Raw genomic sequence first — 20,266 nt, 5'->3', positions numbered from 1 at the left:
CACCTGCGGAAGGCTGGACTCCTTCGGCGGTGTCGAGCTGCCCCCCGTCTTGGCCATGCGAGTACCGTGTGCGCCCTAACGGGTCAGGCCGGCGTACAGCATCGGCAGCTTTTCCGGGAGCCGCTCGATGTGGTCCAGCACCATGAAGTGCTGCGCACCGAAGATGCGTTCCACGTACTCGTCGGCCTGCGGATCCAGGCTGATGCAGAAGCTGTAGACGCCGTTCTTGCCCACCTCTTCCACCGCACGCTTGGCATCCTGGCGCAGGTACTGCGGGTCGCGCACATCCGTATCCGCCGGCTCGCCGTCGGTGACGATCAGCAACAGCTTTTTCTGCGTGCCCTGCTGGTGCAGCAGGTGGCCGGCGTGCCGGATCGCCGCGCCCATGCGCGTGGACAACTGCCCCTTCATCCCGGCCAGCCGCGCCCGGGCGTGATCATCGTAGGGGGCATCGAAATCCTTGAAGCGGTAATACTCGACATCGTGGCGGCCATCGGAGGCGAAGCCGTGGATCGCGAAGGGGTCGCCGATCTTGGAGATGGCCCCGCCCAGCAGCGCGGTGGCCTCGCGCGCCAGCTGGACCACGGTCGTCTCGCCATCGGCGAGGGGCTCGTTGGTGGACTCGGACAGATCCAGTAGCACCAGCACGGACAGGTCGCGCACCTGACGGATATTGCGGACGTAGATCCGCTCGTCCGGCTGGCGGCGCATGCGCAGATCGATCTGCGCCTCGACGAGGGCGTTCACGTCCAGTTCGTCGCCCTCGGCCTGCTTGCGCATGCGCTGCACACCCTGCGGCTGCATTGCCTCGATCAGGAACTTCAAACGCGAGATCAGCGGCTTGTGCTTTTCGTTGATGGCGTCGATCTCTTCCACGTCGCCCTTCTTCGGACGCCGCTCCAACAGGGTGACCCAGTGCGGCCGTTCCAGCTGCATCTGGTAGTCCCACTCGTGGTAGTGGTAGGGCAGCGAGATCGGCTCCTTGCCCTCCTGCTGGTTGATGCTTTCGTCTTCACCGTCGCGGAACCACTCGGTCGCCAGCACCATGATCATCTGGGCATCATCCCCGGCCCCGGGGACATCCAGGGTGTTGATCATCTCCATGGGTGTGACGTAGACGCGCTCCTGGTTCGAGCCACTGGCCATCAGCGTCTCGAAGTCGTCTTCCTCGCGGCCGAAGGCCCAGACATAGCGGTTGTCATCGCGGTAGAGCACATCCGGGGCCACCTGCCGCGGATTCATGTAGCCCTTTTCCGGGAACTCCGGCGCCAGGGCCTCGGCCAGTTCGTGCGCCAGACCCGCAGCCTCGAGGTCCTCCGCCCGATCGGCCAGCGCCGCGCGCGCCTTGCCCACAAACGGGTGGTCGTCGCGGTAGTCGGGGTCCAGCAGGGCCCGCGCGGTGCGGGCCAGCAGCGCCTGCGGGGCGTCACCGTCATCCGGCGTCGCGGTGTGCAGGGGGATCCACAAGTTGCGCAGGCCGGGGAAGCCGCGCGTCGCCAGGCCCTCGACGCGCGCATCCTCGAACAATTCGGTCAGCACCCCGATGACGCCCCGCGGGGCCTCCTCCGGCTGCATCTCGCGGGTAAAGACCACGTGCGCCGCCGCATGCGCCGCCGTAGCACGATAGAGATCCAGACCGGTCAGACCCTCCCAGTCGTCGAAGGCGTCCGGCAGGAAGATCGTGAAGCCCTCGATGTAGGGCTTGTAGCCCTCGCGCGACTCGAAGTCGCCACTGGTGGGGCGCATGAAGAAGTCGCGCGCCCACAGCGAGCGCAGATAGAGGTTGATGCGGCGCTGGACATCCACGAACAGTGTCCCGCGGCGTTCCTTCTGGAACACCGAACGGGACTCCGGCGACTCCAGGCCGAAATAGGCGATCTGAGCCTCCAGGTCCGTGCGGTGGGCCTGCGCCCCCCAGCTCGCCCAGCGACGCAGCCCCCCCAGCGTGAGGTGGGTGAGGAGTTCGTCGAGGTGTTCCAGCATCGGGCGTACGCCGCGCGGCGCCTGCCCCAGCAGGTTGTCCACCAGGCGCAGATAGCCCGAGAACAGACCCTGGTCCCCCAGTCGCCGCGCGGCGATGGGGCTGGTGGAGATCAGCAGGGTGATTACCGCGGCACTGGTTTTGGAGTACATCTTGATCGCCGAGCTGACCAGCTCGCCGACCGCGTCCTCGCCCAGTTCCTGCGCCACATCCGGCGTCTCCTGGACGAAGGCGATCACCATCTCCGAGCCACGCCCGAGAGAATGCAGGCTGCGAGCCCCTTCCAGGTAGTAGCGCTTGAGGCCCGCGGCACTGAACGCACGCGAGGCCTCCTGCCACGAGGCCTCGAGCACCTCGGCTGCCTGTCCCCCGAGGTCTTCGAGGAGGTCCTGGTAGTCCTCCAGATGGATGCTCATCGTATCCCGCGCGGGTGTCTAGAAGAACGTCGTGACGGCGGAGTCGAGGGCGTCGCGCATGTCCGGGTCATCCGTGATCGGGCGCACCAGCGCCATACGGCAGGCGGCCAGCGGGGCCACCCCGTTGGCAATCAGCGATGCCGCGTACACCAGCATGCGGGTCGAGATGCCCTCGTCCAGACCGTGCCCCTTCAGGTTGCGGGCGCGCTCGGCAACGCTGACCAGTTTCCCGGCCATGTCCTCGTTGATCCCGCCCTCATGCGCCACGATGCGCGCCTCGGTCTCGTGATCGGGGTAGTTGAAGTCCAGCGCGCCGAAGCGCTGCTTGGTGGACTCCTTCAGATCCTTCATCAGGCTCTGGTACCCGGGGTTATAGGAGATCACCACCTGAAAGTCCGGGTGCGCCTCCACCATCTCGCCCTTCTTCTCCAGCGGCAGGACGCGGCGGTTGTCCGTCAACGGGTGGATCACCACGGTCGTGTCCTGACGCGCCTCGACAATCTCGTCGAGATAGCAGATCGCACCATGCCGTGCGGCCTGGGTCAGCGGCCCGTCCTGCCAGCGCGTTCCGTCGGCGTCCAGCAGGTAGCGCCCCACCAGATCCGACGCGGTCATGTCCTCGTTGCAGGCCACGGTGATCAGGGGCTTGCCCAGCTTCCACGCCATGTGTTCGACAAAGCGCGTCTTGCCGCAGCCGGTCGGTCCCTTGAGCATCATGGGCATGCGCACCGAATAGGCCGCCTCGTACAGCTCCACCTCGTCCGCGGTCGGCTGGTAGTACGGCTCTTCGGTGATAAGGTGATCGCGTAGTTCGTCCTGCATCTTTTCGACTCCTCAATCAGAAAGGCCGGGGCAAGCCCCGGCCGCCGGAACGCAGCCCTCAGTCGGGCCAGATCCGCTCGGGATGCAGTTCGGTTCCGGTGTTGTCCGCCTTGGGCGTCTTCTTTGCCGCCGGCTTTTTCGCTGCGGCCGACTTCCGGCTGGTGGACGTGGACTGCGCCGATGCGCCGGACTTGGGCGTGGCGGCCGGCTTCTTCCGCGTGGTCGTGCGCTTGCGCGCCGGTGCCTTGCGGGTTGTGGTGGCCGCCTTCTTGGTGGCAGCGGTCTTGGTGCTGGCCGCGGCCCGCGGCTGGCTGCTCGCCGGCTCCTGGCTGGTGTCCTTCTGGGCCGAGGCTTCGGGCTTGGCGGCCGCGTCCTGGCTCTTATCCTTGTCCTGATCCTCGCGTGCACTGCGCACGCCGGCTGCCAGCTTGTCTTGCAGATTGCTCATTGCGACACCTCCTCGATGATGGCTTCGATCTCCGCCGCCGCGGCCTCGCCGGGCTTGCCCAGATCAAAGACGGAACAGCCCTCGAGCGCCGAGCGCCGATAGATGGCCCGCCGGCGCAGCGTCTGCTCCAGGGCGGGGATATCGATCTCCATCAGTGCATGCTTCATCGCGCGCGACAGCGCACTGCGGACCTCGAGCTGATTGACCACGATAAACGGGCGCAGGCTGGGGTTCTTGAGGCGCGCCTCTTCCAGCCCCCGGCCCATCCGCACACTGCCCCACAAATCGACCGGAGACGGCAGCACGGGGATCAGCACCTCGTCGGAGGCTGCAAGCGCGCCATTGACCGCACCGCCCTCCAGGGTCGGCGGGCAGTCCACCACGATGTGCTCGTAGTCCTTGCGCAGCGCTTTCAGCTCCCGATCCAGGGGCCCGGCTACCGCGAAGACCGATGCGGGGAACGGCCGTTCATCCGAGGCCATGCGGGCCCACTGTGCGGCCGAGCCCTGCGGGTCGGCATCGACCACCAGGGTGCGACCCCGGCGCGCCAGCCCGGCGGCCAGATTCATGGTCAGGGTGGTCTTGCCGGTACCGCCCTTCTGATTGACTACCGCGATTACCCTCGAACCCACGCAACAGCCTCCTGCGGAAGGGGCCGGGACGGCCCGGCCCGTCAAGTATGCCCCCGGCTCAGCCGGTGGTGGCAGCAGCCAGGCGATCGACCTCCAGGGCAAAGGCCTTGTCGCCCTCTCCCAGTTGCTCGCCGTCTCGGGCGTCAATCGTGATGTTCACGTACGTGGTTCCGAAGCTGATGTTCGGATGATACCCGTCCTGTTCGGACAGCTCGGCCACGCGGTCGAGAAACTCCCGGGTGATGCCGTAGCGCTCGAACGTGAACTGCTTGCTCATGGACGCCGAGGTCCCCTTGCCGGGCTCCCACCCGGCCGGAACCACCAGATCGGTATCCGCCATTGCCTACTCCGCTCGTCTTGCCGCGTCCGCGTGCATCACGCGGGACTGCCCTGGGCGTCGATCTCGCGCACGTGTTCCAGCTCATCCTCAAGGATGCTCTCGAACAACGCGGCATCGTCCACCGCGCCCACGCGCCGGCAGTAGACAGCGGCCTCGTCGTACAGCCGTACCGCCTCCATCTCCAGCTCGCGGTTGCGGGCCATCAGCTCGGCCATGGAGCGGCCAAGCCGGACCGGCGCCAGCTGGCTGCCGTTCGGGGCGACCCCGTAGTGAAACATGCGGGTCATGAAGCGATCCGCATGATCCAGCTCTTCCTGGGCATCGCGACGCAGGCAGTCGCTCACGTCATTCATGCCCCACATCGCGGTCAGCCGCGCCTGGGCCAGGTACTGCTGAACCGCCGACAGCTCGTGTGCGACCGCGCGGTTCAGGTATCCCACGATCCGTGGATCGGACATGGATGTCGCCTCAGCTGGCCGAACCGCTGGCGGTCGGGGCCGTCGGCAGGATGCCTTCCACTTCGGAATGCACACGCGCAATGATGTGCGCGGCCACCAGGCCGTCACCCACGCGTTCGCAGGAATCCGCACCGGCACGCACGGCGGCGTTCACGGCACCGGTCTCGCCACGGACCAGCACGGTCACGTAGCCACCGCCGACAAACTGACGACCGATCAGGCGCACTTCGGAGGCCTTGGTCATCGCATCCGCGGCCTCGATCGCCGGAACCAGACCGCGGGTCTCGATCATGCCAAGGGCCACACCAGAAATTTCGCTAGCCATCATCTACCTCTTCTTGAAAAAAGCCGCCGGGACCCCCAACCGGGACCCGACGGCGTTCGACTACCGCGAGTTACGGCTTTTCCGGGAGGATGTTTTCCACCTCGGAATGGACGCGAGCAATGATGTGCGCGGCCACCAGGCCGTCACCCACGCGCTCGCAGGAATCCGCGCCGGCACGCACCGCGGCGTTCACGGCGCCGGTTTCGCCACGGACCAGCACGGTCACGTAACCACCGCCCACGAACTGACGACCAATCAGGCGCACCTCGGAGGCCTTGGTCATCGCGTCGGCGGCTTCGATCGCCGGCACCAGACCACGGGTCTCGATCATGCCGAGGGCCACACCAAAGTTTTCGCTAGCCATTACTCAACTCCTATCAAGCGTTACAGATGAATTACTTTTCAACCTGCTCGGGCAGGATGCTTTCCACTTCGGAATGCACGCGGGCGATGATGTGCGCGGCCACCAGGCCGTCACCCACACGCTCGCAGGAATCCGCACCGGCGCGCACGGCGGCGTTCACGGCACCGGTTTCGCCACGCACCAGCACGGTCACGTAGCCACCGCCCACGAACTGACGACCGATCAGGCGCACTTCGGAGGCCTTGGTCATCGCATCCGCGGCTTCAATCGCCGGCACCAGACCACGGGTCTCGATCATGCCCAGCGCCACACCAAAACGTTCAGTTGCCATTGTCTTCTCTCCTGGAGTTACAGTTTTTCAAAAAATGACGCTCACGCCGCCTTGCGGGAACCAGCAGAGCGCTGTGCATCGGTCTGGTCTCGTCCTGCCTCGTCCTTCGACCCTTCCGTCTTCTTTCCACCATCGTCCCAGTGGTCGATGATGCCGCCGATCGTCAGATCGGTCTGAATACTGTTGTCGTCCAGCGCGTAGCGCGCGGCCGAGCCACTGATGGTGAACACCCAGTTGCCCGGATGCGCCCCGACGGTGTCCACCGCCACGTTCAGGGCCCCTTTCTGGTCCACCAGCACGCGCAGCGACATGGTCTTGAGCCCGTCCACGCGACGGGTCACCACCAGTTCGTCCTGCACCTGCATGATTTCCATGGAGCTACTGCTCCTCCCAGTAATCGATGATCCCGACGATCGTCGCGTCACTGGGATAGGACTTGTCACCGGCCGCCTCACGTGCCGCCGAGCTACCGACTACGATCACCCAGTCACCCGGTACGCAGCCGACCGCGTCCACCGCGACGGTGCGCGGACCACCGGCCTTCTCCTGGACCACCAGCAACGGCCGGTGCCCCAGATCGCGGATGCGGTTGGTCGAAACCAGCGTCTTCTCAACCTTGCAGATCTTCATTCCCGTTCCCGTGTGCGTCAGGCGGCCAGCGGTTCCAGACGGCTTCCGCTACGCTTGTCGCGGATCACCATGTGGCAGCCAATCAGGCCCTTCTCGGCGAGGTCGCGATAGCGATCCATGATCTGGTCGCGGATGCGACGGCAGCGTGCCTCCACCCGCTCCCGCGATCCCGGCACCTTGCGGTCATAGCGGTAATGAATCACCACCGGCACCGGCAGGCCGCGCTCGACATTCAACTTCCGAAAAATCTTGTTCACCCCGACGTCCGTACCTTCGGAGCCCTCTTCCATCGTCTCCAGGTGCGCGAAGTATGCGAAGTTCCGCACCTGCATCTCCTCGATCTCCTGGCCGACGATGATCACCCGTTCCCGGTGGCCCACGTCGGCGTAGTGCCCCCCGTGGTAACGCGCCACATAGTCGAGCTGCGAAATATTGTTCAGCAGCAGCCGCGAGATCAGCCGCAGCATGCCCTCGTGCGGGGCGCCGTTCCCGCGTCCCCAGCCCTGCTGGTGGATCGCATCCTGGATCGCCTGGTACACCCGCAGCGACGCCGCCTGTTCGTCCAGTCCCTGCGTCTCGCGGTACAGCTGCGCGCTGTCCACGAAGCGGTACAGGCTCATCCGCGTGTCGGCGTCCGGGATGTGGATCTTCACCGCATCCGTGTCCGTATCCACGCCGATCAGCAGCGTGTCCACCGAGGCCCCACAGCAGTAGGTGTTCTCGATCGCCTGGCGAAACGCGCGCAGCTGGTGCAGCGCGCCATCGGCCGCGTCGCGTTCGCTGTTTCCGTGCGCCGCGCAACCCTGATGCAGCGGATCCGCGCCACTGTAGTGGTAGGCCGCGATCTTCAGATAGCGGCTGGGGACATCGGCCGTCGTCGGCCGCCCCTCGCGGAAGCGCAGCAACTCGCGCTTAGTCCAGTGGCGCACATCCTCTTCGATGTCGAACTGCGCGCCGGCATAGCTCTTCACCCGTACCGCCAGATCCGGAAGGCGCAGGATGAAGCGCCGCAAGCCCAGCAGACGGCCATCGGAACAGGGCGAGATGTCCACCTCGTGAAAGTCGCAGTCGAGGAAATACGCGATCGCGCTTTCCGCCTCCGCGACCAGGTCATCCCGACCCGCCCAGTACTCGTTCACCACCTGGTCAAACAGCTCGAACGTCCCGTGCAGGTACAGCTCCCGCGTGTCCAGGTCGTTGATCCAGGCATCTTCCAGCGCCTTCTCCGGCAGGCGGTAACCCAGCTGCTCCTGCACAATCGCCTGGGCCCGTTCCTCGAAGTCGCGCTCGTGTTGCAGCGCGTGCACTTCCCTCAGGACCGGCACCAGCTGCGCAAAGCGCTCGCGGAACCCCCGCTCGAAGGCATGCAGGCGCTCGTTCATCGCCACATCCGCCAGCGGATGGCCCGGCCGCAGCTCCCGGGTCGCCTCCATACCGGACGAGCCGGTAGGGGCCGCCGGTGGCACCGCGGAAACCGGTGCCGCCGGGGCCGGGGCCGCCGCGCGCGCAGCCACCGCCCGGGACTTCGCGAACCGCGAGCCCGGGGTGCTGTTCTTGCGACGACCTCGCACCATGGCGTCCTGTGCCCTCGCCCGGCCTTAGCCGCGCGCCCCGCCGGACAGCGTCACCAGGGAACCGGCGTCGCTGTTCCCGGAGGAACCCGTGATCTTGCTCGGCGGCACGTCCTTGCGTTCGAGTTCGCGATTCACGTAGGCACTGCGGCCTTCGCCGCGCGGATTGCCCTTCTGGGTCGCGTTACGGCGCGTGGAAAAGCCCTCGGTGCCGGTCACCCGGTCGCCGCGCTGCCAGTCATCGCCGGTAATGGAGACTCCATTGCTGCTGCCGTTCACGGTCACTCGGTCGGCACCGACCTTCTGGCCTTCCTCGACCGGGGCCGCCGCGACGGCCTGCTGGCCCCCGTTGTAGCGGAACTCCTCGGTACCGGACACCAGCCCCATGGCCTTGTTGATCGAGCCGGTCAGGCGTCCGCTCGTGCCATAGGCAGTGCCGGTCACACGCTCGCGGCGTTCCGCTGCCGACCGTGCCGGCGTCGCCACGCTGAACCCGGCATTCGGCATCGGACGCTCGGCAACCTGCGGTGCCGATTGCGCCGGAGCCGCAGCCTGCATCCCTTCCGGGCGAAGACGCGGGTGCAGACTGCCGGCCACGCTGGCGCAGGTCTGGGCGAACTCGTTGGCACCCACATACGGGGCACCGGAGACGTCCTGACAGGCACCGCGCTCGGTTCCGGTCACGCGTTCGTCGTATCCCGGCTGGCTGCCGGAGACCGGATGGGCCGGCGTCGAATGACGCTCCGCCACGCGGGTCTCGGCGACCCGTGCATCCTGCGTCTCGCAGAACTGGTCGTACTGGTCGGGCCCGATGTACGCCGTGCCGCTGACCGGCTTGCAGGCGCCGTATTCGTCACCCGTCACGCGAGCGGAACGACCCACCGCAGTGCCGGACACCGCCTGCTGATTCCAGGTGCGGCCGACCGTCACCTTTTCCGGCGCCGCATCCGGACGCTGGCCGCCGCAGAAGGCGTCATAATGCTCGGAGCCGGCGTACTCGGTGCCGGTGATCGGCTTGCAGCCGCCGTACTCGTCACCCGTCACGTGGATGGAATGATCCACCTGGGTACCGGACACCTCGCGACCGCGCAGGGTATGCATCACGCCGACCTTGGGCACGCCTCCGGCTGCCGGACGATCACAAAGATCCCCGAAGTCGGACTTGTTGTAGTACGGCGTACCGGTCAGCGAGGCACAGGAGCCGCTCTCGTCGCCGGTGACCTTGGGGCTGCGGCCCACGGCCACCCCGGTCACGCTCTGGTCTTCCATGGTGTGCGACTCCTGGACCTTGGCCGGCGCCGGTTCCGGGCGGGTACCACAAAACCCCTGGAACTGTTCGGTGCCGAGATATTCCGTTCCGGTAACCGGCTTGCAGCTGCCGTATTCGTCACCCGTGACCTTGACGGAGCGCCCGACTTCGGTACCGGTCAGTTCACGACCGCGAAGGGTATGCATGACGCCGACCTTCATCGGCGCTCCGTTCGGCTTTCCCGTGTTGCAAGGGACCTCGCTGGCGGCGGTGTTCAGGTACTCGGTACCGGTGACATCGCGGCAGGACCCGGACTCGTCGCCGGTCACCTTGGGGCTGCGCCCGACCGACGTGCCCGACACGCCTTCACCATTCCGCGTCACCATCACACTGGTGCGCGCCGGACCCGCCTGCGGACGGGTGCAGCAGAAGCCTTCGTACTGCTCGGTACTGAGGTATTCGGTACCGGTGATCGTCTCGCAGGAACCCCGCTCGTCACCCGTTACGCGGGTCGAACGCCCGACCTCGGTCCCACTCACGGACTGGCCATGGGAGGTATGCGAGGTGCCGACCTTGGGCGGATTGCCCGCCGGGCGCACGCCGCAGTAGCGCTCGTAGTGCTCCAGGCCCAGGTACTCGGTACCGGTGATCGACGAGCAGCTGCCCGCCTCGGTGCCGGTCACATGGGAGGTACGCTCCACCTGGGTGCCACTCACGTGGCTGCCGGCCAGCGTGGTGCCTTCCTCGACCTTCGGGGGCGCGTCGCCCTCCGCCGGACGCGGACGTCCGCAGGGGCGGCCCGGCTCGGAGGAGCCACGACCCAGCTTGCAGAGTTCCTCGCGCCGCTGGCGCGCCACTTCGCGCGTGGACATGCCCTTGCGCTTGGCGGCCTTCCAGGCACCTTCCTGCGGCAGCGCGCCACGGGCCTGGCCACTCTTGAAGCGGCGGCGCAGGGCCTGTTTGCCGTTCTGCGCCATGGCATCGCGGCGGGCCATGCAGATCGCACGGACCTCGGAGATCATCGGGTGCGGACCGGCGGCCTCGCCTCCGGACTCGACCTTTTCGCACAGCTGATCGAGACCGCTCTCGACCACGGCATTCTCCTGGGACGGGGCCGTGTCGCGGGCCTCTTCACGCCCGGACTTCTCGCCCTTGCAACCGCAGCCGCAGTCTTTCTTCACATCGCTGCGCTCGGACGCGGTCGGCTCGGTGCCCTTGATGCGGTCTTCCCGCCGGGGCTCCGGCGCCACGGCCTTCTTGCCGTCGGTCGACAGGGCCTGGCGGCGCAGGCGGCAAATCTCGCGACCGCTCATGTTCGAGCAGTCGACCTCGACGTTCTGCGACTGGGCCAGTGCTTCGAGCTGGCGCGAACGCTCGGCGCCGGCGCGGGCCATGCCGCCGGATACCTGCGCTCGCGTGTTGGTGCGGCCTACGGCCTTCTTGCCCTGGCGCGCCATCTTCTGGCGACGCTCGAGGGCGGCCTGGCGGCCGTTGGAGGCACCCGCGTGCGCGCCCGGCTCGGGGCGGCGCTCGGGGGTGGTGTCGCGGGTCTCGAAGGAGACCGGCGACGACGATTCGCTGGAGTGCGTCTCCGGCTCCCGCGCCTGGGGTGCCGGGGCGGGTTCCGCTTTCGCCTGGCGCGCCTGCTGCGCAGCCGCGGCGGAACGGCTGTTCCCCTTGTTTTGGCCGGTCGACTTCACGGCAGCCTTGCCATTACGAGACATGGCCTTGCGCCGTTCCAGGGCACGTTCGCGCCCCGAGAGACCTTCAGACGCAGATGTCGGATTACTCATGGCACTTCCTTACAGTTGGCGGCAGCAACGGTAAATAACGCTGAACTGAACTGCCGGGCCCGCAACCGGGCCCGGCAGGCACCGGGGCCTCTCTTAACGACCGCGGTCGACCACGAAGGCCATGCCCTGACTCTGGGCGTAGTTATCGTAGGCGATGAAGCGAACCATCATGCCCGGGTTGGAGCGGCGGCATTCTTCGATTTCCTGAAGGACCGCTTCCACGGACTGTTCGCCGAAAAACGGCAGTTTCCACATGTACCAGTAATGGGACATGGCGTTTTCCTTCTCGGAATATTCCACCGCCGGGTTCCAGCCCTGGGCGAGGCAGTATTCAATCTGCTTGCGCACCTGATCGGCGTTCATCTCGGGCAGGTAGGAGAAGGTCTCGTACTTCTGTACCGGCTTGAAGTTCTGAATATCGGACATGTCGGTAATCCTATGCTCTTGTTCTGTCAGGGTGCGGGCGACCCGTCAGGCCGCCCGCACTCGGGCGATCACTTGTGCTGGGTATCCAGCTTGTCGACGGTATCGAACTCGAACTTGATCTCCTTCCAGGTCTCCATCGCCACCTTCAGCTCGGGGCTGTGCTGGGCGGCCTGGGTGAGGATCTCCTTGCCTTCCTTTTCGATCTCGCGACCTTCGTTACGCGCCTGCACACAGGCTTCCAGCGCAACGCGGTTGGCCGTCGCACCCGGGGCGTTGCCCCACGGGTGACCCAGCGTACCGCCACCGAACTGCAGCACGGAGTCGTCGCCGAAGATGGAGACCAGGGCCGGCATGTGCCAGACGTGGATACCACCGGAGGCCACGGCGAACACGCCCGGCATGGAGCCCCAGTCCTGATCGAAGAAGATGCCGCGCGAGCGGTCTTCCGGCACGAAGGATTCGCGCAGCAGGTCGATCCAGCCCAGAGTCGCGGCGCGGTCACCTTCCAACTTGCCGACCACGGTACCGGTGTGCAGGTGGTCACCACCGGACAGACGCAGGATCTTGGCCAGCACACGGAAGTGGATACCGTGCTTGGGATGGCGGTCGAGCACCGCGTGCATGGCACGGTGGATGTGCAGCAGCATGCCGTTGTCGCGGCACCAGTTGGCCAGGCCGGTGTTGGCGCAGAAGCCGCCGGTGATGTAGTCGTGCATGATGATCGGCGCGCCAATCTCCTTGGCGAACTCGGCACGCTTGTACATCTCTTCCGGGGTCGGCGCGGTGACGTTCAGGTAGTGACCCTTGCGCTCGCCGGTTTCGGCTTCGGCCTTTTCGGTCGCTTCCTGCACGAACTCGAAACGATCACGCCAGCGCATGAACGGCTGCGAGTTGATGTTCTCGTCGTCCTTGGTGAAGTCGAGGCCGCCACGCAGGCACTCGTACACGGCACGGCCGTAGTTCTTCGCGGACAGACCCAGCTTCGGCTTGATGGTGCAGCCCAGCAGCGGACGACCGTACTTGTTCATCTTGTCGCGCTCGACCTGGATACCGGAAGGCGGACCACCACAGGTCTTCACGTAGGCCATCGGGAAGCGCACGTCTTCCAGGCGCAGGGCACGAATGGCCTTGAAGCCGAACACGTTGCCGACCAGCGAGGTGAACACGTTCACCATCGAGCCTTCTTCGAAGAGGTCGATCGGGTAGGCGATGAACGCGTAGAAGGACTCGTCGTCACCCGGGACGTCCTCGATCATGTACGCCCGACCCTTGTAGTAATCCATGTCGGTCAGGAGGTCGGTCCACACCGTGGTCCAGGTACCGGTGGACGACTCGGCCGCCACAGCGGCTGCCGCTTCTTCGCGGTCGATGCCCGGCTGCGGGGTGATCTTGAAACATGCCAGCAGATCGGTATCCAGCGGCATGTATTCCGGCATCCAGTATGTTTCGCGGTAATCCTTGACACCCGCGGAGTACTTCTTGGCGGCCATGTGGCTTTCTCCTACGCGTTGGTTAATCGTGACGGTCGACTAGATTAGGGAGGGCAATCACTAATAACAAATAAATAATCTAGATACGACCAATAGACTATCGTTTATATAAAAGCCGGGCAGCGGGAGGGCCGCTGACCGGCAGGGGTTCGGTTCGCAGCGGCGCGGCCAGACCGGAATCCGTCGCTCGCGCCGCAATGCGGATTGCGATTGTAGTCCAAGACCGTAGTCCGTGCATGCCTTTGTGGCGACGGATTGCACAGACGGCTTCACCGGCGGCCCGAACCCCGGCGCGCGGGCCGGACCGGGCGGCTTCAGGAAGCGGCATCCGCGGCAAGCTCGGCGCGGCTGGCCGCCTGGTGATCACGCGCCAGGTAGAGGTAGATGGCCGGCACCACGAACAGCGTGAACAGCGTGCCGATCGCCATGCCGCTGGCGATCACCAGCCCCATGGCGAAACGCGAGCCGGCGCCGGCCCCGGCGGCCATCAGCAGCGGCACCATGGCCACCACCGTCGCCGTGGTGGTCATCAGGATCGGGCGCAGACGCAGGGACGCGGCCTCCTCGATGGCCTCGCGCAGGGTCCGGCCCTGGCGCTGCAGCTGGTTGGCGAACTCCACGATCAGGATGCCGTGCTTGGCGATCAGGCCGATCAGCGTCAGCAGGCCGACCTGGGTGTAGATGTTCAGCGAGGTCACCCCGAGGCTGATGAAGATCAATGCCCCCGCGATCGACATCGGCACCGTGGTCAGGATGATCAGCGGGTCGCGGAACGACTCGAACTGCGCCGCCAGGACCAGGAAGATCACCAGCAGGGCGAAAAAGAAGGTGACCACCAGGTCCCCGCCCTCGGCCTTCAGCTGCCGCGACTGGCCGGCGTAGTCGACACTGACGTCCGGCGGCAGGACCTCCGCGGCGATCTCGTCGATGATGTCCAGCGCCTCGCCCAGGGTTACGCCCGGGCGCGGCACGCCGGACAGCGTCACGGCGTTGAGCTGCTGAAAGCGTTTCAGCGAGCGCGGGGTCACCGTCTCCTCCAGCGTCACGATGCTGGACAGCGGCACCGGTTCGCCTTCGCGGGTGCGGGTGAACAGCTCCTCCAGCTGCTCCGGGTTCAGGCGCTCGCTGCGCTGCACCTGCGGGATCACGCGGTAACTGCGGTTCTCCATCGCGAAGCGCCCGGCAAAGCCGCCGGACAGCATGGTCGCGAGATCGGCATTCAGCGTGGCCATGTCGATGCCGAGCTGTGCGGCGCGCTCGCGGTCGATCTTCAGGTCCACCTGGGGCTGGTCGAAGTCGAGATCGGTATCCATGAAGATGAAGCGCCCGGTCTCCATCGCCCGACCCACGATCTCGTCGGCAAACTGCTCCAGCTCCTCGAACGAACCGGTGGACCCGAGCACGACGCTCACCGGCGCGCCATCGCCCGGGGTGGGCAACTGCGGCGGCTGGATGGCGAACACCTCCAGCGCCGGGATCCGGTCCAGACGCGGCTGCAGCTCTTCCTCGAGGATGGTCTCGGTATCCCGCTCGCGCTGATCCCAGGGCGCGAGCACGAAGCCGCCCAGGGCCTGGTTGCTGGCACCGGCGATGCCCGGACCCCCACCGAACCCGTTCACGATGAAGATGTTCTCGAGTTCGGGGATCTCGTCAAAGAAGCGATCGGTCAGCGCGGTGTTGCGCTCCAGCCAGTCCAGGCCCATGTAGGCATCGCCCTCCATGATGGAGAACGCGAAGCCCTGGTCCTCCGGCGGCTCCAGCTCGCTCTGCGAGGTCACGAACAGGAAGTAGCAGGACACCAGCACGATGGCCCCGAACACCGCAATGGTGAAGCGGTCGTTCAGCGCCCCGTGCAGGCGCCGGCGATAGCGGCCCTGCAGGGACTCGAAGCGCGCATCCAGCCAGCTCTCGATGCGCCCGCGCCTCTCCACGGCCCCATCGCGCAGGATCTTGGAGCACATCATGGGCGACAGCGTGATCGCGACGATCCCGGAGATGACCACGGTCGCCGCCAGGGTGAAGGCGAACTCGATGAACAGGGTCCCGGTCAACCCGCCAATGAAGCCCAAGGGCAGGAACACGGCCACCAGCGTGGTCGACATCGCGACAATCGGCCAGGCCAGCTCGCGCGCGCCCTGGATCGCCGCGTCCATACGCGACATCCCCTCCTCGATATGCCGCGAGATGTTCTCCAGCATGATGATCGCGTCATCCACCACGATGCCGATCGCCAGCACCATCGCCAGCAGCGTCAGCAGGTTCAGCGAGAACCCCATCAGCAGCATCAGCATGAAGGTGCCCACCAGGGACAGCGGCACCGCGACCGCGGGAATCAGCACACTGCGCAGCGAGCCGAGGAACAGGTAGATCACCACCAGGACGATGGCCAGGGCGAGCCCGATAGTGAGCAGCACCTCGTCGATCGCGCTCTGGATGTAGTCGGTCGAGTCATAGACGATCTCGCCTTCCAGCCCCGACGGCAGGCGCGGCAGGATGCGCTCGTCGAAGACGTCTCGCACCTCGGCGATCACGTCCAGCGCGTTGGCGTCCGGCGCCAGCTCGATGCCCACGAAGGTCGCCGCCTGGCCATTGAAACGCACCGAGGTGTCGTAGCTCTCCGAGCCCAGCTCCACCTCGGCGACATCGCCCAGACGGACCAGGTCGCCGTCGGCCTCGAACAGGATCAGCTGCTCGAACTCCTCCGGGCGCTGCAGGTCGGTGTCCGCGGTCAGGTCCAGCCCGACCATGGAGCCGCGGGTCTGCCCCACGGCGGAGAGCACGTTGTTGCGCTCCAGGGCCTCGCGCACGTCGCGCCCGGTTACGCCGAAGGAGGCCATGCGGTCGGCATCCAGCCAGGCACGCATGGCGAAGCTCTGGGCGCCCAGGATCTCGGCGCGCTGCACCCCGTTGACCGTGGCCAGCTCCGGCTGCACCTCGCGGATCAGGTAGTCCGTGGTCTGGTTGTTCGATAGCCGTTCGGAGTAGAACGACATGTACATCGCCGCCACGTCCTGCCCGACCGAGAGATCCACGACGGGGTCCTCGGCCTCGGCCGGCAGGTCGCTGCGGATCTTGTCGACCTGCGCCGAGATCTGGGTGAGCGCCTCGTTGGGGTCGTAGTCCAGCTCCAGGTGGGCCTCGACGATACTGATGCCGGCGCGGCTGGTGGAGACCAGATAGTCGATCCCCTCGGCCTCGGCCACCTCGCGCTCCATCGGCGTGGTGATGAACCCCTGCACCAGATCGGCATCGGCGCCGATGTACGCGGTGCTGATGGTCACCACCGCGTTCTGCACCTCGGGGAACTGGCGCACGTTCAGATCGAATACCGCACGCACCCCGAACAGCAGGATGAACAGGCTGACCACCGTGGCCAGCACCGGCTTCTGGATAAAGATGTCGGTAAAGCGCATGGCCGGGCCCCGCTCAGCGATTCGCCGGGCGCGGATCGCGCTCGGCGTCGGGCTGGGCGTCCTCGGTGATCTCCACCGGCGTGTCGTTCTGCAGCTTCAGCAGCCCGCTGGCGGCAATGCGCTCGCCCGGCTCCAGTCCGTCCAGCACGCGCACCAGGTCACCCCGGCGCTCGCCGGTCTCGATCAGACGCTGCTCCACCCGCAGCTGGCCCTCGTCATCCTCCTCGATCACGAACACCGACTGCCCCCAGGGGGCGAAGCGGATCGCGGTCTGCGGCGCCACCACGGCCTCCTCCGCCTCGCCGCGATCCAGCGTGACGCGGGCGAACTGGCCAGAACGCAGACGCCCCTCCTCGTTCGCGAGTACGGCCTGCACGCGGAACATGCGCGAGGCCGCGCGCACCCGCGGCTCGATGGCCGTCACCTCGCCGGTGAAGGCATCACCGAAGGCATCCACCTCCACCTCGACCTGCTGCCCCAGGGCGACCTCGCCCAGACGCCGCTCGGGCAGGGTGAAATTCACGTACAGCGGCTGCAGGGCCTCCAGCACCACGATCGGCTCACCCGGCCCAACGAACTGGCCGACGTTCACCTCGCGAATGCCCAGCTCCCCGGCAAAGGGCGCGCGCAGGCTCTTCTGGCGAATGCGGGCCTCCTGGGCCTTCACCGAGGCGGCGGCCTGCTCGGCCTCCGCCACGCGCCGCTGGAACTCGGAGTCCGAGATGTCGTTGCGCTCGATCAATCCGCGCGCTCGCTGCAGCTCGCGCTGCGCCAGGCGCTCGGCCGCGCGCAGATTTTCCAGCTCGGCCTCGTCCAGGGTGGTGTCCAGATCCACCAGGGGATCGCCAGCCTCGACGCGGGCACCGTTCTCGAAATGGATGGCCTGCACGATGCCCTGCGCCTCGAAGCTCAGGGTCGCGCCCTGGACCGCCTCCAGGCTGCCGATCGCGCGCACCCGCGGGGTCCAGGTATCGGTCGCGACCTCGGCGGCATTGATGGTGACCACCGGCTCCGGCATATCCTCGAAGTACTCCGCGATCTGCTGATCCACGAAGGCCTTGAAGCCGAAGATACCGCCCAGCACGATGGCGACCGCCACCAGCATCAAGATGAAACGCTTCATCGAAGTCTCCCGGGCCGGCGGGTCAATCCCCACCGGCGTCATGAATATGCGCGGTCGGGTCAGTCCGCCGCGTTCAAGCCGTCATCGGCGATCTGCTCGCCGATCCCGGCCGCGCGCAGCGACGCCCGCACACGGTCGGTCTCGGCGCGCACCACCGCGGGCTCGTCCGGATCCAGTCGCGGCTCCCAGCGCCAGCCGGTCATCAGGGCGTGGAAATGGCGGATCAGGTGGTCATAAGGCCGATGGATGTCATAGGCATCCAGCAGGCCCCGGGCATTGGCCAGGCTTTGCATCCCCACGTTCAGCGCCCAGGGCCCCAGCCCCATCTCCTCCTCGGAGATCTCGCGTGCCGGCGGCAGGTCGCCGCGCTCGCGGGCCTCGGCCACTACCGCGTGGACCGCCTCGCTGATCGGACGCCCCGCCTCCAGCAACGCCTCGCGCCGGGCCACCGAGACATTCGCCCACACCACCTCGGTCACCAGGTACTGGGTAAGCCGGTAGTAGTCCGGATTCTGCGCGGCGAAATCGATATCGGTCAGAACGATCGCCAGCATCCGCGACCGCGTGCCCAGGGTCAGCCCCGGGATGGCCCGGAATCGCCCCGCCCGCTCGCGGGTCGTGCGCGCCGCCACCGCCGCCAGCAGGTCCTCGCGGGACTCGAAGTGCTGGTACAGGGTCCCGGTGGCGTACTCGCAATCCGCCGCCAGCTTCGACATCTGCAGGCCCAGCAGCCCGTCCTCGCGGATCCGTTCGTGGGCCCGTTCGATAAACAGCGCCTCGCGCGCCTCACGCTCGCGCCTTCTGCGATCCTCGGTGCTCATGGCGGGCAGCATATCGAACCCAATCCGATTTTTGAACCGGATTCACAAATCGGCCCAATAAAGGCCGGGGACCTGGCCCCGGCCCCATTGGCGGGCGCTCAGCCCGCCTCGCGCAGCAGGCGTACGATCGCGTCGGCCACACTCTTGCTGGACTGCGGGTTCTGGCCCGTCACCAGCTTACCGTCGACCACCACGTGATCCGCCCAGTCATCGGCGGTCTCGACCTCGCCACCCAGCTCCTGGAGCTTGTCCTGCAGCAGGAACGGCATCGCGCTGTCCAGCTGCACCGCCTTCTCCTCGCTATTGGTAAAGGCAGCCACCTTGCGCCCCTTCACCGCCGAGCTCCCGTCGGCCAGCATCGCGCCGACCAGGCAGGCCGGGCCGTGGCAGACCGCACCCACGACCTTGTCGTTCTCCAGGAACTCCGCGACCAGGCGCTGCACATGCGGGTTGTCCGGCAGATCGAACATGGTCCCGTGCCCGCCAGGGAAGAAGATCGCGGCATAGGCCCCGTGATGCATATCCGCATCGAGTGCGATCGTGTCGTCCAGGGCTTCCTGGGCGGCCACGGCGGCCGCCCCCGGATGGCTGGCCTCCAGGCTCTTCGGATCCAGCGGCACCGGCCCGCCCTTCGGGCTCGCCACCTTGACCTCAAAACCGGCCTTGCGAAAGCGATCATAGGGCTCGGCGAACTCGTCGAACCACACGCCGGTCGCCTGGCCCGGGCCGATCTCGCCGTGGCTGGTGACGACCATCAGTATTGTCTGGCTCATCCCGATACCTCCTTTGCGTCCATGTCTGTGGTGGACTCACCGGAAGGTCACAGGTTCCTGGCACCCACCCGCTGCATGGCTGCGCGAAGGCAAGGAAAGGTCCGGCGCAGGAAGGCCCTGGCGGGGCTCGCCATCCGGCAGGCCCCGCCCGGGAATCAGACCCGGTAGTACTCGCGATACCAGTCCACGAACCGGGCGATGCCGTCTTCCACGCGGGTGGCCGGGGCATAGCCCACATCCTCGCGCAGGGCCTCGACATCGGCATAGGTGTCCGGCACATCCCCCGGCTGCAGCGGCAGGAGGTTCTTTTCGGCCTTCCGGCCCAGACAGTCCTCCAGCACCTCGATGTAGCGCATCAGCTCCACCGGCTCGTGGTTGCCGATGTTGTAGAGCCGATAGGGCGCGGCACTGGTGGCGGAATCCGGCTCGGCCCCGCTCCACTCGGGGTTGCGCGGCGCCACGTGATCCAGGGTGCGGATCACGCCCTCGACGATGTCGTCGATATAGGTGAAGTCGCGCCGGTGGTGCCCGTAGTTGAAGACGTCGATCGGCTCGCCCGCCAGGATCTTCTTCGTGAACAGGAACAGCGCCATGTCCGGGCGGCCCCAGGGGCCGTAGACGGTGAAGAAGCGCAGGCCCGTCACCGGCAGGTCGTAGAGGTGGCTGTAGGTGTGCGCCATCAGCTCGTTGGCCTTCTTGCTCGCGGCGTAGAGGCTCAGCGGGTGATCGACGTTGTCGTGCACCGAGAACGGCATGGTGGTGTTGGCGCCATAGACCGAACTGGAGCTGGCGTAGACCAGGTGCTCCACGCCGTTGTGGCGGCAGCCCTCCAGGATGTTGCCGAAGCCGACCAGGTTGGT

At 66.6% G+C, this 20,266-nt stretch carries 20 protein-coding genes; all 20 read right to left on the bottom strand.

Translation table 11 applies throughout. The annotated features are described in order from the left end of the window. Nucleotides 1-75: 75 nt before the first annotated feature. Entirely contained in the window at nucleotides 76-2,397 is a 2,322-nt protein-coding gene (locus C996_RS0102995) for a nitric oxide reductase activation protein NorD (protein ID WP_018865984.1), read from the bottom strand. Nucleotides 2,398-2,415: 18 nt separating this feature from the next. Then, nucleotides 2,416-3,219 carry a CbbQ/NirQ/NorQ/GpvN family protein gene (locus C996_RS0102990; protein ID WP_018865983.1) on the bottom strand — a complete coding sequence of 268 codons (804 nt, stop codon included), beginning with the start codon at nucleotides 3,217-3,219 and terminating at the stop codon, nucleotides 2,416-2,418. A gap of 58 nt (nucleotides 3,220-3,277) precedes the next feature. Further along, nucleotides 3,278-3,667, bottom strand: coding sequence for a hypothetical protein (locus tag C996_RS0102985; RefSeq protein WP_018865982.1), 390 nt, complete (start codon nucleotides 3,665-3,667; stop codon nucleotides 3,278-3,280). Next, nucleotides 3,664-4,299 (bottom strand): ParA family partition ATPase, encoded by a 636-nt coding sequence (gene parA / locus C996_RS0102980; protein WP_018865981.1) that lies wholly within the window; start codon nucleotides 4,297-4,299, stop codon nucleotides 3,664-3,666. The genes C996_RS0102985 and parA overlap by 4 nt, the downstream gene beginning before the upstream one ends. Before the next feature lie 58 nt (nucleotides 4,300-4,357). After that, entirely contained in the window at nucleotides 4,358-4,639 is a 282-nt protein-coding gene (locus C996_RS0102975) for a 4a-hydroxytetrahydrobiopterin dehydratase (RefSeq protein ID WP_018865980.1), read from the bottom strand. A 35-nt stretch (nucleotides 4,640-4,674) separates the two neighbouring features. Further along, nucleotides 4,675-5,097 carry a bacterioferritin gene (locus C996_RS0102970; RefSeq protein WP_018865979.1) on the bottom strand — a complete coding sequence of 141 codons (423 nt, stop codon included), beginning with the start codon at nucleotides 5,095-5,097 and terminating at the stop codon, nucleotides 4,675-4,677. 10 nt (nucleotides 5,098-5,107) lie between these two features. Beyond that, complete coding sequence (locus tag C996_RS0102965) at nucleotides 5,108-5,422, bottom strand: BMC domain-containing protein (RefSeq protein WP_026181393.1); 315 nt, start codon at nucleotides 5,420-5,422, stop codon at nucleotides 5,108-5,110. A gap of 70 nt (nucleotides 5,423-5,492) precedes the next feature. Beyond that, entirely contained in the window at nucleotides 5,493-5,786 is a 294-nt protein-coding gene (locus tag C996_RS0102960; RefSeq protein ID WP_012982276.1) for a BMC domain-containing protein, read from the bottom strand. Nucleotides 5,787-5,817: 31 nt separating this feature from the next. After that, nucleotides 5,818-6,117, bottom strand: coding sequence for a BMC domain-containing protein (locus C996_RS0102955; RefSeq protein ID WP_012982275.1), 300 nt, complete (start codon nucleotides 6,115-6,117; stop codon nucleotides 5,818-5,820). Nucleotides 6,118-6,158: 41 nt separating this feature from the next. After that, nucleotides 6,159-6,491, bottom strand: a complete 333-nt coding sequence (locus C996_RS0102950; protein WP_017940627.1) for a carboxysome peptide B — start codon at nucleotides 6,489-6,491, stop codon at nucleotides 6,159-6,161. A gap of 4 nt (nucleotides 6,492-6,495) precedes the next feature. Beyond that, on the bottom strand, nucleotides 6,496-6,747 hold the full coding sequence (locus tag C996_RS0102945; RefSeq protein WP_017940626.1) for a carboxysome peptide A: 252 nt from the start codon (nucleotides 6,745-6,747) through the stop codon (nucleotides 6,496-6,498). Nucleotides 6,748-6,764: 17 nt separating this feature from the next. Beyond that, entirely contained in the window at nucleotides 6,765-8,321 is a 1,557-nt protein-coding gene (locus C996_RS0102940) for a carboxysome shell carbonic anhydrase (protein ID WP_051076891.1), read from the bottom strand. A 24-nt stretch (nucleotides 8,322-8,345) separates the two neighbouring features. Continuing rightward, entirely contained in the window at nucleotides 8,346-11,291 is a 2,946-nt protein-coding gene (locus tag C996_RS0102935) for a CsoS2 family carboxysome shell protein (protein WP_018865977.1), read from the bottom strand. Nucleotides 11,292-11,453: 162 nt separating this feature from the next. Beyond that, nucleotides 11,454-11,786, bottom strand: coding sequence for a ribulose bisphosphate carboxylase small subunit (locus C996_RS0102930; RefSeq protein ID WP_018865976.1), 333 nt, complete (start codon nucleotides 11,784-11,786; stop codon nucleotides 11,454-11,456). 68 nt (nucleotides 11,787-11,854) lie between these two features. Continuing rightward, nucleotides 11,855-13,276 (bottom strand): form I ribulose bisphosphate carboxylase large subunit, encoded by a 1,422-nt coding sequence (locus tag C996_RS0102925; RefSeq protein WP_018865975.1) that lies wholly within the window; start codon nucleotides 13,274-13,276, stop codon nucleotides 11,855-11,857. A 314-nt stretch (nucleotides 13,277-13,590) separates the two neighbouring features. Beyond that, nucleotides 13,591-16,689 (bottom strand): efflux RND transporter permease subunit, encoded by a 3,099-nt coding sequence (locus C996_RS0102920; RefSeq protein WP_018865974.1) that lies wholly within the window; start codon nucleotides 16,687-16,689, stop codon nucleotides 13,591-13,593. Nucleotides 16,690-16,702: 13 nt separating this feature from the next. Further along, on the bottom strand, nucleotides 16,703-17,812 hold the full coding sequence (locus tag C996_RS0102915; protein WP_018865973.1) for an efflux RND transporter periplasmic adaptor subunit: 1,110 nt from the start codon (nucleotides 17,810-17,812) through the stop codon (nucleotides 16,703-16,705). A 59-nt stretch (nucleotides 17,813-17,871) separates the two neighbouring features. Next, nucleotides 17,872-18,645 carry a TetR/AcrR family transcriptional regulator gene (locus C996_RS0102910; protein WP_018865972.1) on the bottom strand — a complete coding sequence of 258 codons (774 nt, stop codon included), beginning with the start codon at nucleotides 18,643-18,645 and terminating at the stop codon, nucleotides 17,872-17,874. A gap of 86 nt (nucleotides 18,646-18,731) precedes the next feature. Next, nucleotides 18,732-19,406 carry a type 1 glutamine amidotransferase domain-containing protein gene (locus C996_RS0102905; RefSeq protein ID WP_026279176.1) on the bottom strand — a complete coding sequence of 225 codons (675 nt, stop codon included), beginning with the start codon at nucleotides 19,404-19,406 and terminating at the stop codon, nucleotides 18,732-18,734. 155 nt (nucleotides 19,407-19,561) lie between these two features. Then, the coding region (locus C996_RS0102900) for an NAD-dependent epimerase/dehydratase family protein (protein ID WP_018865970.1) at nucleotides 19,562-20,266 on the bottom strand (705 nt) is incomplete at its 5' end.

Origin of the sequence: Thioalkalivibrio sp. ALE25 (genome assembly GCF_000377285.1) — a bacterium.
GTDB lineage: Bacteria > Pseudomonadota > Gammaproteobacteria > Ectothiorhodospirales > Ectothiorhodospiraceae > Thioalkalivibrio.
Note: the sequence above shows the minus strand (reverse complement) of the source record. Positions and strands in the feature narration are given on the sequence as shown.